At 59.6% G+C, this 17,069-nt stretch carries 14 protein-coding genes; 10 read left to right on the top strand and 4 right to left on the bottom strand.

The genetic code is table 11. The features are described from left to right. Positions 1-17: 17 nt before the first annotated feature. From urtC to ureC, 9 genes are all read left to right on the top strand, one after another. Positions 18-1,115: an urea ABC transporter permease subunit UrtC gene (gene urtC / locus ACRESJ_RS26835; protein WP_431760556.1), complete on the top strand. Its 1,098-nt coding sequence runs from the start codon at positions 18-20 to the stop codon at positions 1,113-1,115. Continuing rightward, entirely contained in the window at positions 1,093-1,962 is an 870-nt protein-coding gene (urtD, locus tag ACRESJ_RS26830; protein WP_431760555.1) for an urea ABC transporter ATP-binding protein UrtD, read from the top strand. Before urtC ends, urtD begins: the two co-directional genes overlap by 23 nt. 163 nt (positions 1,963-2,125) lie before the next feature. Beyond that, on the top strand, positions 2,126-2,824 hold the full coding sequence (gene urtE, locus ACRESJ_RS26825; RefSeq protein ID WP_431760554.1) for an urea ABC transporter ATP-binding subunit UrtE: 699 nt from the start codon (positions 2,126-2,128) through the stop codon (positions 2,822-2,824). A 41-nt stretch (positions 2,825-2,865) separates the two neighbouring features. Then, on the top strand, positions 2,866-3,705 hold the full coding sequence (locus ACRESJ_RS26820) for an urease accessory protein UreD (protein WP_431760553.1): 840 nt from the start codon (positions 2,866-2,868) through the stop codon (positions 3,703-3,705). Positions 3,706-3,867: 162 nt separating this feature from the next. After that, positions 3,868-4,170, top strand: coding sequence for an urease subunit gamma (gene ureA / locus ACRESJ_RS26815; protein ID WP_034149685.1), 303 nt, complete (start codon positions 3,868-3,870; stop codon positions 4,168-4,170). A 9-nt stretch (positions 4,171-4,179) separates the two neighbouring features. Further along, entirely contained in the window at positions 4,180-4,713 is a 534-nt protein-coding gene (locus ACRESJ_RS26810) for an N-acetyltransferase family protein (protein WP_431760552.1), read from the top strand. Positions 4,714-4,719: 6 nt separating this feature from the next. Beyond that, entirely contained in the window at positions 4,720-5,253 is a 534-nt protein-coding gene (locus ACRESJ_RS26805) for a GNAT family N-acetyltransferase (RefSeq protein ID WP_431760551.1), read from the top strand. Beyond that, the gene (locus tag ACRESJ_RS26800; RefSeq protein WP_431760550.1) at positions 5,253-5,561 is read left to right on the top strand and encodes an urease subunit beta; all 309 of its coding nucleotides are present in this window, start codon (positions 5,253-5,255) and stop codon (positions 5,559-5,561) included. The genes ACRESJ_RS26805 and ACRESJ_RS26800 overlap by 1 nt, the downstream gene beginning before the upstream one ends. A 128-nt stretch (positions 5,562-5,689) precedes the next feature. Further along, positions 5,690-7,390, top strand: a complete 1,701-nt coding sequence (gene ureC, locus ACRESJ_RS26795; RefSeq protein WP_431760549.1) for an urease subunit alpha — start codon at positions 5,690-5,692, stop codon at positions 7,388-7,390. A 65-nt stretch (positions 7,391-7,455) separates the two neighbouring features. On the opposite strand, the gene ACRESJ_RS26790 is transcribed toward ureC, so the two are convergent. From ACRESJ_RS26790 to ACRESJ_RS26780, 3 genes are all read right to left on the bottom strand, one after another. Next, on the bottom strand, positions 7,456-12,714 hold the full coding sequence (locus tag ACRESJ_RS26790) for a dermonecrotic toxin domain-containing protein (RefSeq protein WP_431760548.1): 5,259 nt from the start codon (positions 12,712-12,714) through the stop codon (positions 7,456-7,458). A 196-nt stretch (positions 12,715-12,910) separates the two neighbouring features. Continuing rightward, positions 12,911-13,216, bottom strand: a complete 306-nt coding sequence (locus ACRESJ_RS26785; RefSeq protein ID WP_431760547.1) for a chaperone modulator CbpM — start codon at positions 13,214-13,216, stop codon at positions 12,911-12,913. A 23-nt stretch (positions 13,217-13,239) separates the two neighbouring features. After that, positions 13,240-14,187, bottom strand: coding sequence for a DnaJ C-terminal domain-containing protein (locus ACRESJ_RS26780; protein ID WP_431760546.1), 948 nt, complete (start codon positions 14,185-14,187; stop codon positions 13,240-13,242). 297 nt (positions 14,188-14,484) lie between these two features. On the opposite strand from ACRESJ_RS26780, the gene ACRESJ_RS26775 reads away from it, so the two are divergent. After that, positions 14,485-15,759, top strand: a complete 1,275-nt coding sequence (locus tag ACRESJ_RS26775; protein ID WP_431760545.1) for an Hsp70 family protein — start codon at positions 14,485-14,487, stop codon at positions 15,757-15,759. A gap of 140 nt (positions 15,760-15,899) precedes the next feature. Here the strand turns inward: ACRESJ_RS26775 and ACRESJ_RS26770 are convergent, their stop codons facing one another. Next, the gene (locus tag ACRESJ_RS26770) at positions 15,900-16,913 is read right to left on the bottom strand and encodes an AI-2E family transporter (RefSeq protein WP_431760544.1); all 1,014 of its coding nucleotides are present in this window, start codon (positions 16,911-16,913) and stop codon (positions 15,900-15,902) included. Positions 16,914-17,069: the final 156 nt, after the last annotated feature.

Here is a 17,069-nt window from a genome sequence, read left to right as displayed (position 1 = left end):
GGACGGGTGATCGACTGATGAACCAGCCCCTGATGCTCACGGCCACGCAAAAGGCCGGCCCGAAAGTCACGATCGCCGTCGGTGTGGTGATCCTCGTTCTTCTGCTGGCATTGCCGCTGCTGTCGCTGTTACCGGCGGACAGTACGCTGCACGTCTCCGCCTATACGCTAACGCTGGTGGGCAAGATTCTTTGCTACGCCATCGTTGCCCTGGCACTCGATCTGGTCTGGGGTTATGCCGGCCTGCTGTCCCTCGGCCACGGCCTGTTCTTCGCCCTCGGTGGTTATGCCATGGGCATGTACCTGATGCGTCAGGCCTCGGGCGATGGTTTGCCGGCATTCATGACGTTCCTGTCGTGGACCGAAATGCCGTGGTTCTGGACCGGCACCAGCAGCTTCCTCTGGACCTTGTGCCTGGTGGTGCTGGCGCCGGGGTTGCTGGCGTTGGTGTTCGGTTTCTTCGCCTTCCGTTCGCGGATCAAGGGCGTGTATTTCTCGATCATGACCCAGGCCCTGACCTTCGCCGGCATGTTGTTGTTCTTTCGCAACGAAACCGGCTTTGGCGGCAACAACGGCTTCACCAACTTCCGCACGATTCTTGGCTTTGGCATCACTGAACCGGGCACCCGCGCGGTGCTGTTTTTCGCCACGGTGCTGTTGCTGGTGGCGAGCCTGTACATCGGCTGGCGCCTGGCGCAGAGCAAGTTCGGCCGGGTGCTGACTGCGCTGCGCGATGCGGAGAACCGCCTGATGTTCTGCGGCTACGACCCACGCGGGTTCAAGTTGTTCGTCTGGGTGTTGAGCGCGGTGTTGTGTGGCCTGGCCGGTGCGCTGTACGTGCCGCAAGTGGGGATCATCAACCCGAGTGAAATGTCGCCGACCAACTCCATCGAAGCCGCGGTGTGGGTGGCGCTGGGCGGGCGCGGCACGTTGATCGGTCCGTTGCTCGGCGCCGGTGTGGTCAACGGCATGAAGAGCTGGTTCACCGTGGCGTTCCCCGAGTACTGGCTGTTCTTCCTTGGCGCGCTGTTCATCGTCGTGACCCTGTACCTGCCCAAGGGTGTGATCGGTCTGCTGAAAAAAGAGGTGAATCATGAGAGTCACTGCGACAGCTGAATTCATGCTCGAACCAGCGTTTTTTCCTGTGGAGCCCAACAAGGACGCCGGCAGCAGCCGCGATGCCATCGGTCTCGGCCAACGCGCCGGCAAAGGCCTGAACACCCGCCACGGCACCATCCTGACCCTGGAAGACATCAGCGTCAGCTTCGACGGCTTCCGCGCGCTGAACAATCTGAACCTGTACATCGGCGTTGGTGAACTGCGCTGCATCATCGGCCCCAACGGCGCGGGCAAGACCACGCTAATGGACGTGATCACCGGCAAGACCCGCCCCAGTCACGGCAAGGCCTGGTTCGGCGAAACCCTGGACCTGACGCAGATGAGCGAAGTACAGATCGCCCAGGCCGGTATCGGCCGCAAGTTCCAGAAGCCGACGGTGTTCGAAGCCTTGAACGTGTTTGAAAACCTTGAGCTGGCACAGAAGACCGACAAGTCGGTGTGGGCCAGCCTGCGGGCACGCTTGAGTGGCGAACAGAAGGACCGTATCGCCGAGGTTCTCGACACTATCCGTCTGACCGCCTCGGTCAATCGCCCCGCAGGCTTGCTCTCCCACGGCCAGAAGCAGTTCCTGGAGATCGGCATGTTGCTGATGCAGGACCCACAACTGCTGCTGCTCGATGAACCAGTGGCGGGCATGACCGACGCCGAGACCGAGTTCACCGCCGAGCTGTTCAAGCGCCTGGCCGGCCAGCACTCGCTGATGGTGGTGGAACACGACATGGGCTTCGTCGGCTCGATTGCCGACCACGTCACCGTGCTGCATCAGGGCAGCGTGCTGGCGGAGGGTTCGCTGGAGCAGGTGCAGGAAAATGAACGCGTTATCGAGGTTTACCTCGGTCGATGAACTTACAAATGATCGTCCCCATGCTCCGCGTGGGGATGCCGCCAGGGACGCTCCGCGTCCTGCTGACATTGCAGGATTCAAGTCCTGCGCATGAGTGACGCAGAGCGTCACGGGATGCATTCCCACGCAGAGCGTGGGAACGATCACTGGGGAGAGTTTGAGAATGCTGCAAGTCGACAAGCTGCACCAGTACTACGGCGGTAGCCACATCCTGCGCGGCCTGACGTTTGACGTGAAGGTCGGTGAAGTCACCTGCCTGCTCGGCCGTAACGGCGTGGGCAAGACCACCCTGCTCAAGTGCCTGATGGGCCTGCTCCCGGCTAAAGAAGGTGCGGTGAACTGGGAAGGCAAACCGATCACCACGTTCAAGCCGCACCAACGCGTGCATGCAGGAATCGCCTACGTACCACAGGGCCGGGAAATTTTTGCTCGCCTGACGGTGGAAGAAAACCTGCTGATGGGCCTCTCACGTTTCCCCGGCAGCGAAGCCAAGGAAGTGCCGGCGTTCATCTATGAGTTGTTCCCGGTGCTGTTGCAAATGAAGCAACGTCGCGGTGGTGACCTGTCCGGTGGACAACAGCAACAGCTCGCCATCGGACGCGCCTTGGCCAGCCGCCCTCGCCTGCTGATCCTCGACGAACCCACTGAAGGTATCCAGCCGTCGGTGATCAAGGAAATCGGTGCGGTGATCAAAAAGCTCGCAGCCCGTGGTGACATGGCAATTTTACTGGTGGAGCAGTTCTACGACTTTGCCGCTGAACTGGCCGATCAGTACCTGGTGATGTCCCGGGGCGAAATCGTGCAGCAGGGTCGCGGAGAAAATATGGAGGCCGAAGGCGTGCGCGGCCTGGTCACGATTTAGAGCACGATCTAATCTGTAGCGTCCTAACGATAATTAAAGCCATGAATCTACCTGCCTCCACCGCATTGTTTACGCCGAGCTGGCACGCCGAGCTGGAACTGGGCTACGCCCGTTTCGGCGACTGCACGCGCCCGGTCCAGCGTCGCCACCTTGGCCCGTTGCGCGTACAAAAACATCTGTACGCCGAAGGTCCGCAGGTGTGCCAGCACATCATCATCCATCCACCGGGGGGCATTGCCGGTGGCGACCGGCTGGACATTTCGGCCAGCGTCGGCGCTGATGCCTGGGCTCAAATCACCAGCCCCGGCGCCGCCAAGTGGTATCGCGCCGCTGGCCCCGCTTATCAGCAGCTGAATTTGCATGTGGCGGCCGGTGCGACACTGGAATGGCTGCCCCAGGAGACCATCGTTTTCAGCGCAGCACAGGCTGAACTCAGCACCACCATCGAACTGCAAGGTGATGCCCGGCTGTTCTACTGGGACGTGGTTGCGCTGGGTCGGCCGGCCAGTGGCGAGCGCTTCGACCTTGGGCACTTCCAGGCGCACCTGGACATCCGCCGCGACGGCCAGTTGCTCTGGCATGAACGCCAGCGCATCGTCGGTAATGACGGTTTGCTGGACTCACCGATAGGCCTGGACGGACAACCGGTGTTCGCGACACTGTTGGTGACTGGCGAGGTCGATGGAGATTTGCTGGAGCAGTGCCGCTCGCTGACTCACGATGTGCGCGGGGATCTGACGCAGTTGCCGGGGTTGTTGGTTGCACGTTGCCTGGCCAGTGAGGCGTTGCTCGCCCGAGGCTGGCTGATCGATTTGTGGAAAATGCTGCGCCCGGCATTGCTTGGTCGCGAAGCGGTCCCACCCCGAATATGGAACACCTGAACACCGTTCCCCTGTAGGAGCTGCCGCAGGCTGCGATCTTTTGATCTTGATTTGTCTTGTATCGGTATTGGAAAGAGCAGGATCAAAAGATCGCAGCCTCGTTTCACTCGACAGCTCCTACAGGGCGCCAGACTTTTTAACTGCCGAATATGGATTTCAACGATGGACCTGACCCCACGTGAAAAAGACAAACTGCTGATCTTCACCGCCGGCCTCGTGGCCGAGCGGCGGTTGGCCCGCGGTGTGAAACTCAATTACCCGGAGGCCATGGCCTACATTTCGGCAGCGCTGCTCGAAGGCGCCCGCGACGGCCAGACCGTGGCAGAGCTGATGCACTTTGGCACCACGCTGCTCAGCCGCGAACAGGTGATGGATGGTATCCCGGAAATGATCCCGGAGATCCAGGTCGAAGCGACTTTCCCCGACGGCACCAAACTGGTCACCGTCCACCAACCTATCGCCTGAGGCCACGCCATGACTTACCAAATACGCGATGCCATACAGGCCGACCTGCCGGCGATCCGCGACATCTACAATGACGCGGTGCTCAACACCACCGCCATCTGGAACGAGCAGGCCGTGGATCTGGGCAACCGCCAGGCCTGGTTCAACGCCCGACAGGCACAGGCTTATCCGATTCTGGTGATCGTCGATGGGGACGAGACCGTGCTGGGCTACGCCTCATTCGGCGACTGGCGACCGTTCGACGGGTTCCGCCACACCGTCGAGCACTCGGTCTACGTGCGCAGCGACCAGCGTGGTAACGGCCTTGGGCCAAAACTGATGGATGCCTTGGTCGAGCGCGCCAGAGACTGCGGCAAACACGTGATGGTCGCCGCCATCGAAAGCGGCAATAGCGCTTCGATTCGCCTGCATGAGCGCATCGGCTTCGTGACCACCGGGCAGATGCCGCAAGTGGGCACCAAGTTCGGTCGCTGGCTGGACCTGACTTTCATGCAATTGACCCTCAATCCTGGCGCGCAACCCCCTGCCGTCCACAAGGAGTGATAACCCATGAACCCCGCCCAACTGCGACGCGTCAACGTTGAAAGCTTTGCGCACTATCGTCAGGGTTTGATCGACCTGCTGCTCGACGCCGTCGGTTATGGCGCCAGCGTCGGCTTCATGGCCGATCTCGATGCCACGCAAGCCCGCGCGTATTTCGATGAGGTTCAAGAGCACCTCAACAAGGGCAATGTGCTGCTGTGGGTGGTGGTCAAGGACGAACAGGTTCAAGCCAGCGTGCAACTGGGCCTGTGCCAGAAAGCCAATGGCCGCAACCGTGCCGAAGTACAGAAACTGCTGGTGCGCGAACACGCGCGTCGTCGCGGCCTGGGCCAACAATTGATGACTGCGCTGGAACAAGCTGCCTTGCAACACAAGCGCGGCATGCTTTACCTCGACACCGAAGCCGGCTCGCCCGCCGAAGACTTCTACAAGGCGCTGGGTTACACCCGCGCTGGCGAAATCCCCGATTACGCCTGCGACCCGACCGGGCGCTACAAGCCGACCGCCCTCTACTACAAGATTCTCCAAGGAGCCCATTGATGATTCCCGGTGAATACCAGATCCAGCCCGGCGACATCGAACTCAACGTCGACCGCCGCACGATCAGCCTGACGGTGGCCAACAGTGGCGACCGGCCGATCCAGGTGGGCTCGCACTACCACTTCTTCGAAACCAACGACGCCCTGACCTTCGACCGCGCCAGCAGTCGCGGCATGCGCCTGAACATACCGGCTGGCACCGCCGTACGCTTTGAGCCGGGGCAGAGTCGCGAGGTCGAGTTGGTGGACCTGGCCGGGCATCGCCGGGTGTTCGGGTTTGCCGGACGGGTTATGGGTGATCTCGACTAACTGATCGTTCCCATGCTCTGCGTGGGAATGCATCCCGGGACGCTCCGCGTCCCAAGAGCGGACGCAGAGCGTCCATGGCGGCATTCCCACGCAGAGCGTGGGAACGATCAACCTGTGAAGGACTTGCAATGAAGATTTCCCGTCAAGCCTACGCCGACATGTACGGCCCCACCGTTGGCGACAAGGTGCGCCTGGCCGATACCGAACTGTGGATCGAAGTGGAAAAAGACTTCACCACCTACGGCGAAGAAGTGAAATTCGGTGGCGGTAAAGTGATCCGCGACGGCCAGGGTCAAAGCCAATTGCTGGCTGCCCAAGTGGTCGACACCCTGATCACCAACGCACTGATCATCGATCACTGGGGCATCGTCAAGGCTGACGTTGGCCTCAAGGACGGTCGGATCGCGGCGATCGGCAAGGCCGGCAACCCGGACATCCAGCCCAACGTCAACATCGCCATTGGCGCCAGCACCGAAGTCATCGCCGGTGAAGGCATGATCCTTACCGCGGGCGGTATCGACACCCACATCCACTTCATCTGCCCACAGCAGATCGAAGAAGCGCTGATGAGTGGCGTCACCACCATGATCGGCGGCGGCACGGGACCTGCCACCGGAACCAACGCCACCACCTGCACTTCCGGGCCGTGGCATTTGGCGCGCATGCTTCAAGCGGCGGACGCCTTCCCGATGAACATCGGCCTCACCGGCAAGGGCAACGCCAGCCTGCCGGAGCCATTGATCGAACAGGTCAAGGCCGGGGCCATCGGCCTGAAACTGCACGAAGACTGGGGTACTACCCCGGCGAGTATCGATAACTGCCTGAGCGTGGCCGATTTGTACGACGTACAGGTCGCGATCCACACCGACACCCTCAACGAATCCGGTTTCGTCGAAACCACCCTCGCCGCCTTCAAGGGCCGCACCATTCACACCTATCACACCGAAGGTGCCGGTGGCGGTCACGCGCCGGACATCATCAAGGCCTGCGGGTTTACCAACGTACTGCCGAGCTCCACCAACCCGACCCGGCCGTTCACCCGCAACACCATCGACGAACACCTCGACATGCTGATGGTCTGCCATCACCTCGATCCGAGCATTGCCGAAGACGTGGCCTTTGCCGAAAGCCGCATTCGCCGCGAGACGATTGCCGCCGAAGACATCCTCCACGACTTGGGCGCGTTTTCGATGATCAGCTCCGACAGCCAGGCCATGGGCCGTGTCGGCGAAGTGATCACCCGTACCTGGCAAACCGCCGACAAGATGAAAAAGCAGCGCGGTCCCCTGCCATTGGACGGTGAAGGCAACGACAATTTCCGCGCCAAACGCTACATCGCCAAGTACACCATCAACCCGGCGATCACCCATGGCATCAGCCACGAAGTGGGCTCGGTCGAAGTGGGTAAATGGGCGGATCTGGTGCTGTGGCGCCCGGCGTTTTTCGGCGTGAAACCGACGCTGATCCTCAAGGGTGGCGCCATCGCGGCCAGCCTGATGGGGGACGCCAATGCCTCGATTCCAACCCCGCAGCCGGTGCACTACCGTCCGATGTTTGCCAGCTACGGCGGCTCACTGCACGCCACCAGCTTGACCTTCATCAGCCAGGCCGCGCAGGAAGCAGGCTTGCCTGAGGCGCTGGGTTTGAAAAAGAAAATCGCCGTGGTCAAAGGCTGCCGCGACGTGCAAAAAACCGATCTGATCCACAACGACTACCTGCCCGAAATCGACGTCGACCCGCAGACCTATCAGGTCAAGGCCGATGGCGTATTGCTCTGGTGTGAACCGGCGCAAACCTTGCCGATGGCGCAGCGCTACTTCCTCTTCTGAATCAGCTGACGCGCCATGCACAAAGGCCTCGCACGTAACGTGTCGAGGCCTTTGTTTTGACGTAATTACTGAGGGGATGTGATCCGCAGCCGCTCCACATCTGCCCGCTTCATCGCTTCTTGGGTCAGCGCTTTCAGCTGTTGTGTGATCTGCCGATCGATATCGTTCAAGTCTTGAACATAGGCCTCGTCAGTCATGAGCTGGCCATCGGCAAAATCACTTTCACTCTTGCCCAACTCGCTGCAAAGCGCCTTTATTTCTGCCTCCACATCGGCAGTTTCCTTAGCCGTGAGCCGCGCCCCATTGGCCCTGCGCTGCAATGCATCCTGCAAATCGGTGGTGGCGTCAATCCGGCGCTTCAAGCCACTCAATTTCTCGCTGTAAACAGACTCCAGCCAGGTTTTCCAAAGGGGTTGTTCGAAGATTCGATCAGTCAGCAAATCACCTTCCTCCAGCGCCTTGATCCGCTGAGCCGCTGCCTCGATCATCTCTTTGCTCACCTCGGCGATATTACGAAACTGCATGCCCCTGGCCTGCCATGGCAAGTCCAGGCGCTGCGCCAGATCGGTCATATAGGCCAGATGCACTTCCACTTCATCGATGGAGCCCGTCACATTGCCAAGGTCGTCGACCCGGCGGATCTGCTCGCCCTTCGACATACGCTCGGCTATTCGATGACGGGCAATCGCACCGAGTTCATCGAGCCTGGACTTGCCCAACGCCAGCTCCAATAACTCTGTCTCGATCAAATCCACGCGCTCCAGTGCGTAAGCCTCGTGAATCATCACTTGCACACCCATGGCGTTGAACAATTGCGTGCCGCCATCCACGCATTCGGTAGGCGTTGTAGCCTCGTTAAACAGTTTGAGTCGCAACTCGCTGTCCTGGGCCATGGCCTCGATCATGCGCCAGACTTTCGAGGTCAGGTCCAACTGATAGGCACCACCGGCGGTGAAGTCGGCCGATAGAGTGAGCTTGCGGATTTCATTGAAAAACGGCACTGAATCGAACTCATCTTCGACAGCGTCCCAGAATTCCTGCTTTTGCTGCCATTGCTCCTTCGTCATGCCCATCCCCCAGTCGGAGCTGTCCAGCGCGCCCCGTGGCGGGTAAGGACGGTCCGGGTCCATGCCCACCGACTCAATGTAAGACTTGAGGGTGCTCAGGTTCTCTTCCGAGATCCAGCGCGGCTCACGGCTGATCAAGGTACGCGCCAGCAATTCGGCGCGGAACGAGCCAGGCGCAACCTCGGGAATCCGGCTGATGGGGTTGCGACTCAGGTCGAGATAGATGCTGCGCGGTCGCGACTGGGAAAAAAGCCCGACAGGCCAGGTGTCCAACCCGGTATCGCTCAGAACAAGCAGCTGCAACTGCGGCATCTGGCCGATGTCCGGTACAAGCCCCAGCGGATTGCCGCTCAGCCCCAAAGCCCTGAGCCGGGTCAGTCTCTTCAATCGTTCCACGGCCAGCGTGTCCAGCTTGATGAGGTTATTACTGAGGGACAGGTCAGTGAGATGGCGCATTTCACCCAGCGCTTGCGGAACAGCGGTGAGCAGATTGTCTTGCAGGTTGAGCGAACGCACCTGGTCAAACGCATCGAGAAAGGACATGTGCTCGGTGCCCAACCCGCCATTGCGCAAGCTCAGGCTGGTGACATGGTCAAAGTCGGCCTGCAGCCGGGGCAACGTTTCCAGAATTTTGTCCAGGTTGCCGAAATTATCCAACCTCAATGCCTGGGGCCGTACCACGCCCGAGACCTCGACGCCCGCCGGCCCGGTTCGCTGCCAGCATTGCCTGATTGCTTTGTAGATCTGATCCCGTGCATTCCACTCCGCCACGCCCGCCGGGCTAAAGCGAAAGGACTGCGTCGGTGAGTTGATCCAGCGTTGCAGCGATCTGTTGAGTTGATTGAACTCGCCCTCCAGCGCGGCAAGGCGCCCAGGCGCTGAACCACCGTTCTGACTGAACCCGGTCAACATTGTTTCGATTTCCTGCGCGCTATGGCCGGGATACAGCGCATGAGCCCGCTGCCGCAATCCTCTGCCGTATGGCGCTTGCTGCGCATAACCTTGCATACCGCCACGCAGACGCATGACAGCGGGGTCGTAGGGCGGCTTGAAATTGGGGTTGTCCCGCAGAATCGGCTCAAACGCATCGCGGTCCTGGGGACGTAATTTTATTGCTTGCTCAAGCCGCACCGCGTCGTTGATGCCGTAGCCCAGGGCCGTTCGCTGTGCGTCGGGTAAGGCATGCAGTGCCGCCGCATACACGTTGTCCGCGCCGTGCAGGTGTTGATTGGTGTCGTCCCGCGCCTCGTATTTGCCATCCTCGTCCAGAATCAGCACTTTACGGATCGGAGCGTCGGCGGGGCCAATGCTATCGGTCAACGGTCCCTCGAATGAGTATTCATGAATCTCCAAACGCATATCCGCTGGCCAGCCCGGCAAGGCTGCCAGCGAATGCAGCTCCAGGCGCGCGGTATCAACGCTGTGCAATGCGTCGAGGTACAGACCTTCATAGGCTCGCGCCATCCGCAATTGCTGCGCTGCTTTACGGGCTTGTTCAACCAGGCGTAATGGCACACGTTTTTTTTCGCTCAAATGTTGGATGTCCGAGGGCTGCGCTTCGCTGATCAGCTCTTGCGCCTGGGCGATGGAGATCTCGGCGAAGTCGCCCTTGAGCAGGTTCACCGACACATCGTCCGAACGTGTCCGACGCTGGTACAGCAGGTCGAACAGTTGCTTCTTGCGCTGACGCAACTGTGCCGCCCATTGGTCACGCAGTGCCTCGGTACGTTTCTGTGCGTCACCGGATAACCATTGGTCAAACAGTACACCAAGCGCTTTTTTATCCAGGAAGCCGACCACCCGCTCAGGCAGCGCTCCGGCCAACAATTCGGACCAGGTCATCTGCAACGTATCGGCCGGCAGCGCGTTGGCATAGCCATCTTTGATTGACGATCCCGTCAGGCCCGGCCCCTGAAAAACTTCAATGGCCTTATCGTCGGGCCAGCCGCGCATTTCGGTCATGGATCGCACCGCGTAATCGGCCCACTCATCACCAATACGATTGGCCAGAATGTCTTCTGCGCAGGCTTGCGCATCGGCATGGGCCTTGAAGCGTATGAGCGTATCGGCCAACAGTGCGGGCGGGGTTTCATGCTCGACGTGGAGCCTGCGCAAGGCGTTTTCGTGCATGCCACTGGTGGTCAGAAGCTGCTCCAGGGTTTCATCGCTCATCCCGTCCACCGAAGCACCCAGTCGCCTGAGCAATTGCCGCTTGTTCCACTGAAGCGGTTGGTCGAGTTCAGTTTTCCAGCTGCCAGCACCGTTGTGTTCCAGCCGTGGCTGGTAGGCGTCAGCGCGGGTTGGATGTTGCAAGCGGTGCTCTGCGGTATTCGGATCCTGCTTGACGCCATAGCACTTGTCGTCGAGTCGCAACAGGTCCTGGCCCTCGTGTTGGTACAGTCCCTGATCGGTGGCCTTCGCGCCCTCCGGCAAGACCACCGATTGCTCATAGGGGCCAAGATCGGGGTTCCACAAACGCGCTTTACCACCGACTTCCACAGGCTTGAAGCCTTCGACAAATGGCGAGACCTTGATCGGCGTTACCCCGCCGGTTGGCAACACATGGCCGGCGCCCATAAGCGCCAACTGCGCGAAGTTGATCAAGACTCCGTTGAAGTAGGCAGCGGCTTCTTCCTTGTCACCCTTGCTCCAGTCCTCGACCCCTTCGGCCACCTCGGCAAGCATCTGCGCGATCATGATGCCGAGCATGGCTTCACCCAGTCCGGGCACCAGCATCGCGGCGAAATTGAAAACGTTCCAGCCGATCGACAAATAGCTGGTCAAGCGCTTGAAGCGTGAAGTGGCATCTTCGTCGTCGGTCGGCACAGCGATCAGCCTGGCATCGGCAATGGCCTTGTCGCGGCGCGACAGAAACAGCGCGACCCACAAATCGCCCTCGACCTGATTGGTGATCGGCTCTGCATTGGGGTTTTCGACCGCCGTTTCACGCCACCACGGGCCCATGTCCAGTGGTTCGCGCTCATGCCAGGTGAAAGTCGTCAGGCGTTCGTTGACCCGGGTGAAAAACCGTCCTTTGTCACCCTGCGCCACAAAACGGCTGAAGAAAGACTGGTAATCCTTGTTTCGCAGCTGACCCAGCAGCTCCTTCATGAACTCGGTCAGCGAGGAATATTCTTTCAACGGGTGATGAGGATCATCGGGTACATAGGCAATCAACGAGCCAGACAAACGACTTTGTCGGTAGATATCATCCCGACGAAGCAGTTCGTCGTTCACGCCTTGCGGGCCATTGGCAAAGAACGCCTGTAACAACTTGAACTGCTCGTACTCATTGCCGGGCAATGCCGGAATGCGATGTGACCACTCGTTCCAGAACTTCAACGCAACAGGGGTCAGCGCGTCGATTGCCGTCTTCAATTGCGATGGATCGCCGATGGCACTGAACAGAACAATGCCGGTCAACCTGAAGCCCATCAGTGATAAACGATGGCTGTGCAACGGTTGGTCGTACAGCGTGACGCTCGCCCTTCCCTCACGCACTTGCCCCAGCTTGCCATAGGCATGACTGCTGATATCGCCCTTCATCAGAGCGATCAGTGCCGCCACATGGAAAGCGGCCTTTTCACTGGCCACGCTCTGCTGTTGCAACGTCAGCCTTGCTCGCTCGGTATCGGGTAACAAGACGGACTTGATGTGCGCTTGATACTGCCCGCCGATGTCCAGCTTTCGGCACATCGACGCAAACGCTGGCACGGAGATAGCCGGCTCGCGGCTGGAACTGCCCGGTTTATCTTTGCGGTAAATACCGGAACTGCCGCGAAACGCGCCCTCCTCAGTCTCGGATTCCTCGAAGTTGTGCAGTGCCGCTTCCAGCAGCGTGGAATGCCGAATGCGACTGGCCCCGATATCAATGACGAAACCAATCTTGTCGGGCACTTCAAGTTGAACGGTCAGTTCATTGATGTTCTTCACCGTGTTGAAGTTCGACTGCAATGACGTATTGAGCAGTGGTTCGGCGAAGGCATTGATGTCGTGCTGCAAGTCGCCCAGCGTCTTATCCAACACGCCTTGCAGACGTCCTTGTTCTTCTATCAGTTGCTTTAAATACTGGCGGTCTATTTCCCGCGCGGCGCTATACCATTCAGGTATTTTCGGCTTGAGGGTTGATAAGGTTTTCAACCTCTCAAGAGAGGCATTCTTGATTGCATCGGGTATTGCACCCAATACACGATCGTAATGAACGCCGTTATTTTGAGCCGGAGTTTCCAGCGAGTTGCTTCCATGCAAATCAGACACTTTTGAATCACCTTGATAACAGAGAAAGAGCTTTCAGCTTATTCGCCTGTATTGGAAACAAAAGTCCAAATAACTGCTGGGCCACTCCAATAAAAAGGCCCCGACGATTCGAAAATCACGGAGCCTGAAATACATATTTACCACCAGCCTGACGTGCGCTTGTGCCGTTGAACAGGCACACGAAACATCGGAACGATTATTCAACCACCAACCTGCCCAACCGCTGCCTGAGCATCCGATTCTCCGCCCGCAACTCACGGACCTCTTCGAGCAGATCCAGCGCCAGGGCGACGCCTTCCCATTCCAGTTCCAGATCGTGGCGCAGCTTGGCGGCGCGGTTGGCCAGGGTAAGTTCGTAATCGGTGAAGCGCCAATCCTTGGGTGCGCTCCCCTGGGGTTCAAGGATGCCGTGCTCGACGATTTCGATCACGTAGACGTCCGACAAGTCGGTCGCCTCACAGAATTCTGCCATGTCCAGTTGAACGATCAGGGGGCTGCTCATAGTGGGCTACTCCATGTCTGAAATCAGAAGTGTTCTCTCGGGTCGAAAGCGGCTTTTTTCGCCAGTTCCTGCCACAGGGCCTTGATGTCATCGTCCGATTTTTTCGGCATGACGGCCTTCAATTGCACGAACAGGAATCCGCGCTCACCGGCCTTGTTCATCAGCCCGTGGCCCTTGGCGCGCATGCGCTGGCCGTTCTGGCTGCCGGCCGGGACCTTGAGGTTGATCTTGCCGGTCAGGGTTGGTACCGCGACTTCAGTGCCCAGCGCCAGCTCCCACGGTGCCAGGGGCAGCGTGATGATCAGGTTTTCGCCTTCGACGTCGAATTTGGGGTGCGGTGCAAAACGGATCGTCAGGTACAGGTCGCCATTGGCAGCACCACCGGTGCCCGGCGCGCCCTGGCCTTTGAGGCGGATGCGCTCGCCGTCAGTCACGCCTGCCGGAATTTTCACGTTCAGGCTTTTGCTGGTGTTGCTGACGTGCTGGCCGGCCGCGTTGTATTGCGGCACCTGGAAAGTAACCTTCTTCGATTCGTTCGACAGGGTTTCTTCCAGAAATACGCCGAGTTCCATTTCCACGTCTTGCCCTCGACGCCCGCTGCTGCGACGCGACTGTTCACCACCACCAAAACCCGGGCCACGGTTGCCGAAGATCGAACTGAAGAAGTCCGAAAAATCGCCGGTGTCCTGACCGCCACCGCCGAACCCGCCACGGCTCTGCCAGCCCGGTGGTCCCTGGAACGGTTGGCCATGCTGGCCATAGCGGCGCAAGTCGTCATATTCGGCGCGTTTGTCAGCACTTTTCAGCGCTTCATAGGCCTCGGAGGCGTCCTTGAACTTGGCCTCGGCGTCTTTTTCCTTGCTGACATCGGGGTGGTATTTGCGCGCCAGCTTGCGATAGGCGGCCTTGATCGCCTTGTCGTCTGCCGTCGGCTCCACGCCGAGAATCTTGTAATAGTCTTTGAAGTCCATCGCTCGAATCACCATCCGTTATCGAAATCGCGCCACCTGCCACAGCATGCACCTGTTTGCAGTGCAGGACTTGACCAATCTCATGGTTGTGACCGGGTAGCGCATCAGAAGTTTATCGGCAGCAGGCGCGGCGACTTGCGGTCGCTGCGCGGCTGTCCGATTGATGCAGGGTAGTTTGGGGGTAATGGCGCGTCTTTCAAGGCGTCGAACGGCAAGATTTAGCGGATAACCGGCCTTCGATTCTGTGCCGCACTGGCATACACTGCGCGGCCGTTTTTTAACCGGAACTTGAAAGACATGAACAACGCCTCTCCAGCCCGTGCCCTTGGTATCGATTTTGGCACGTCCAACTCCACCGTCGGCTGGCTGCGCCCCGGCGTGGAAACGCTGATTGCGCTGGAGGACGACAAGATCACCCTGCCCTCGGTGGTCTTCTTCAACCTCGAAGAACGTCGCCCGGTATACGGCCGGCTGGCGCTGCACGAGTACCTGGAAGGCTACGAAGGGCGCCTGATGCGCTCGCTCAAGAGCCTGCTGGGTTCCAAGTTGATCAAGCACGACACCAGCGTCCTGGGCACGGCCATGCCGTTCAAGGACCTGCTCGGCCTGTTCATCGGCCAACTCAAGAGCCGCGCCGAAGCCGCCGCCGGTCGGGAGTTCGAAGAAGTGGTGCTGGGTCGACCGGTGTTCTTCGTTGACGACGATCCGCTGGCGGACAAGGAAGCTGAAGACACTTTGGTGGATGTGGCCCGCAAGATCGGCTTCAAGGAAGTCTCTTTCCAGTTCGAGCCGATTGCCGCCGCATTCGACTACGAGTCGACCATCGAGAAAGAAGAGTTGGTACTGATCGTCGACATCGGCGGTGGTACGTCCGACTTCTCGCTGGTACGCCTGTCGCCGGAGCGTCGGGGTGTGGATGACCGTCACGAAGATATTCTGGCCACTGGTGGTGTGCACATCGGCGGTACCGACTTCGATAAGCAGTTGAGCCTGCAAGGCCTGATGCCGCTGTTCGGCTACGGCAGCCGGATGAAGAGCGGCGCCTACATGCCGACCAGTCATCACATGAACCTGGCGACCTGGCACACCATCAACTCGGTGTATTCGCAGAAGTCGCAACTGGCGCTGGGCAGCATGCGCTACGACATCGAAGACACCGGCGGCATCGATCGCCTGTTCAAGCTGATCGAGCAGCGCGCCGGGCATTGGCTGGCGATGCTGGTTGAAGAAACCAAGATCGAGTTGACCTATTCCGACAGCCGCGTGGTGCCGCTGGATCGCATCGAGACCGGTCTGAGCGTGGACCTGACCCGCGCGTTGTTCGAATCGGCCATCGACAACTTGCTCGAGCGCGTGCGCAACAGCGTGAGCCAGTTGCTGACAGACGCCAACGTCGGGTTCGATCAGGTGGACACGGTGTTCTTCACAGGCGGTTCGAGCGGGATACCGGCGCTGCGCAACAGCGTGTCGGCGATGTTGCCGAATGCACGGCATGTCGAGGGGAATATCTTCGGCAGCATTGGCAGTGGTTTGGCGATTGAGGCGGCCAAACGCTATGGGTCGATGGGCTGATCCAAGACTGCGGCGCGTCCATCGCTGGCAAGCCAGCTCCCACAGGTTTTGTGTTTATCCCTGATTGTGAGAACGACACTGAACCTTGTGGGAGCTGGCTTGCCAGCGATAGCGTCAGATCAAGCAACACAAGTGCCTGATCAAACCATCCCCACCTGCTTCAACTCACTCTTCAGATAAGCGTAGTAAATCGGCCCCGCCACCACCCCCGGCAAGCCGAACGCGGCCTCGAACACCAGCATCGCCAACAGCAACTCCCACGACTTGGCACTGATCTGCCCGCCGACGATGCGCGCGTTGAGGAAGTATTCGAGCTTGTGGATAACGATCAGGTAACCCAACGCCGCAACGGCCACCCAAATCGATAGCGACAAGCCAACGATGGTGATCAAGGTGTTCGACATCAGGTTGCCGATCACCGGCAACAGGCCGAGCAGGAAGGTCAGGACGATCAGGGTCTTGGTCAGCGGCAGCTTGATACCGAACATTGGCAGCACCACCGCCAGGAAGATCCCGGTGAAGAAGGTGTTGAGCAGGGAAATCTTGATCTGCGCGAACACGATGTTGCGAAAGGCCTGGACCAGCAGGTGCAGACGATCGAACAGCGCAGCCGCCAGAGGCTTGCGTTTGGTCAGGTCCGGAATGCGCTGCAAGGCGATGATCGCCCCCAGCACCATGCCGATCAGCAGCGTCACGAACATGTGCGCCACGTCCTTGCCCACCAGTTGCAAGTCGCTCAGATGCTTGCTCATCCACTCGCCAATCGCCACCCGGAACTCCGCGGCGCTGGCCGGCAGATAGGCGTCGATGAAGGGCGGCAACTGGCCGCGCGCGCGGTCGACCACGTGCATGAATTTGTCGAGGGAAGCGCCGGGGTTTTCCGCCTCGTGCAGCAGAAAGCTGAAGGCACCGGCAAAGATCAGGGTCAGCACACTGACCACCAATGTCCCCAGCAGCGCCACCGCCAGCCAGCGCGCACGCCGGCCTTCGATCAGCCGTTGTAGCTGCGGAGTGAGCATGTTGACCAGTTCGAACACCAGCAACCCGGCCAACAGGCTGGGCAGCAGACGCAGCGGGATCACCAGCAGCAGTCCGCCAAAAATAATGACCCAGCTGATGACCAGCAACACATGACGCTGAGAAAACGTTGGCATACAGCCTCAAAACGAACGGCGTAGAAGGATTGGCAGTCTGCCAGCGATCCCGCGGCGAAGCGAGTGCATGAACGCGAACGTCGTCGCGCCGAAAAGATCGCAGCCTGCGGCAGCTCCTACCCTGGAATGCATTTCCCTGTAGGAGCTGCCGCAGGC

Origin of the sequence: Pseudomonas sp., from assembly GCF_050739655.1 — a bacterium.
GTDB lineage: Bacteria > Pseudomonadota > Gammaproteobacteria > Pseudomonadales > Pseudomonadaceae > Aquipseudomonas.
Note: the sequence above shows the minus strand (reverse complement) of the source record. Positions and strands in the feature narration are given on the sequence as shown.

Coding starts and splice junctions, on each gene's coding strand:
- urtC (WP_431760556.1), top strand. CDS start 18: ATGAACCAGCCCCTGATGCTCACGGCCACGCAAAAGGCCGGCCCGAAA.
- urtD (WP_431760555.1), top strand. CDS start 1,093: ATGAGAGTCACTGCGACAGCTGAATTCATGCTCGAACCAGCGTTTTTT.
- urtE (WP_431760554.1), top strand. CDS start 2,126: ATGCTGCAAGTCGACAAGCTGCACCAGTACTACGGCGGTAGCCACATC.
- ACRESJ_RS26820 (WP_431760553.1), top strand. CDS start 2,866: ATGAATCTACCTGCCTCCACCGCATTGTTTACGCCGAGCTGGCACGCC.
- ureA (WP_034149685.1), top strand. CDS start 3,868: ATGGACCTGACCCCACGTGAAAAAGACAAACTGCTGATCTTCACCGCC.
- ACRESJ_RS26810 (WP_431760552.1), top strand. CDS start 4,180: ATGACTTACCAAATACGCGATGCCATACAGGCCGACCTGCCGGCGATC.
- ACRESJ_RS26805 (WP_431760551.1), top strand. CDS start 4,720: ATGAACCCCGCCCAACTGCGACGCGTCAACGTTGAAAGCTTTGCGCAC.
- ACRESJ_RS26800 (WP_431760550.1), top strand. CDS start 5,253: ATGATTCCCGGTGAATACCAGATCCAGCCCGGCGACATCGAACTCAAC.
- ureC (WP_431760549.1), top strand. CDS start 5,690: ATGAAGATTTCCCGTCAAGCCTACGCCGACATGTACGGCCCCACCGTT.
- ACRESJ_RS26785 (WP_431760547.1), bottom strand. CDS start 13,216: ATGAGCAGCCCCCTGATCGTTCAACTGGACATGGCAGAATTCTGTGAG.
- ACRESJ_RS26780 (WP_431760546.1), bottom strand. CDS start 14,187: ATGGACTTCAAAGACTATTACAAGATTCTCGGCGTGGAGCCGACGGCA.
- ACRESJ_RS26775 (WP_431760545.1), top strand. CDS start 14,485: ATGAACAACGCCTCTCCAGCCCGTGCCCTTGGTATCGATTTTGGCACG.
- ACRESJ_RS26770 (WP_431760544.1), bottom strand. CDS start 16,913: ATGCCAACGTTTTCTCAGCGTCATGTGTTGCTGGTCATCAGCTGGGTC.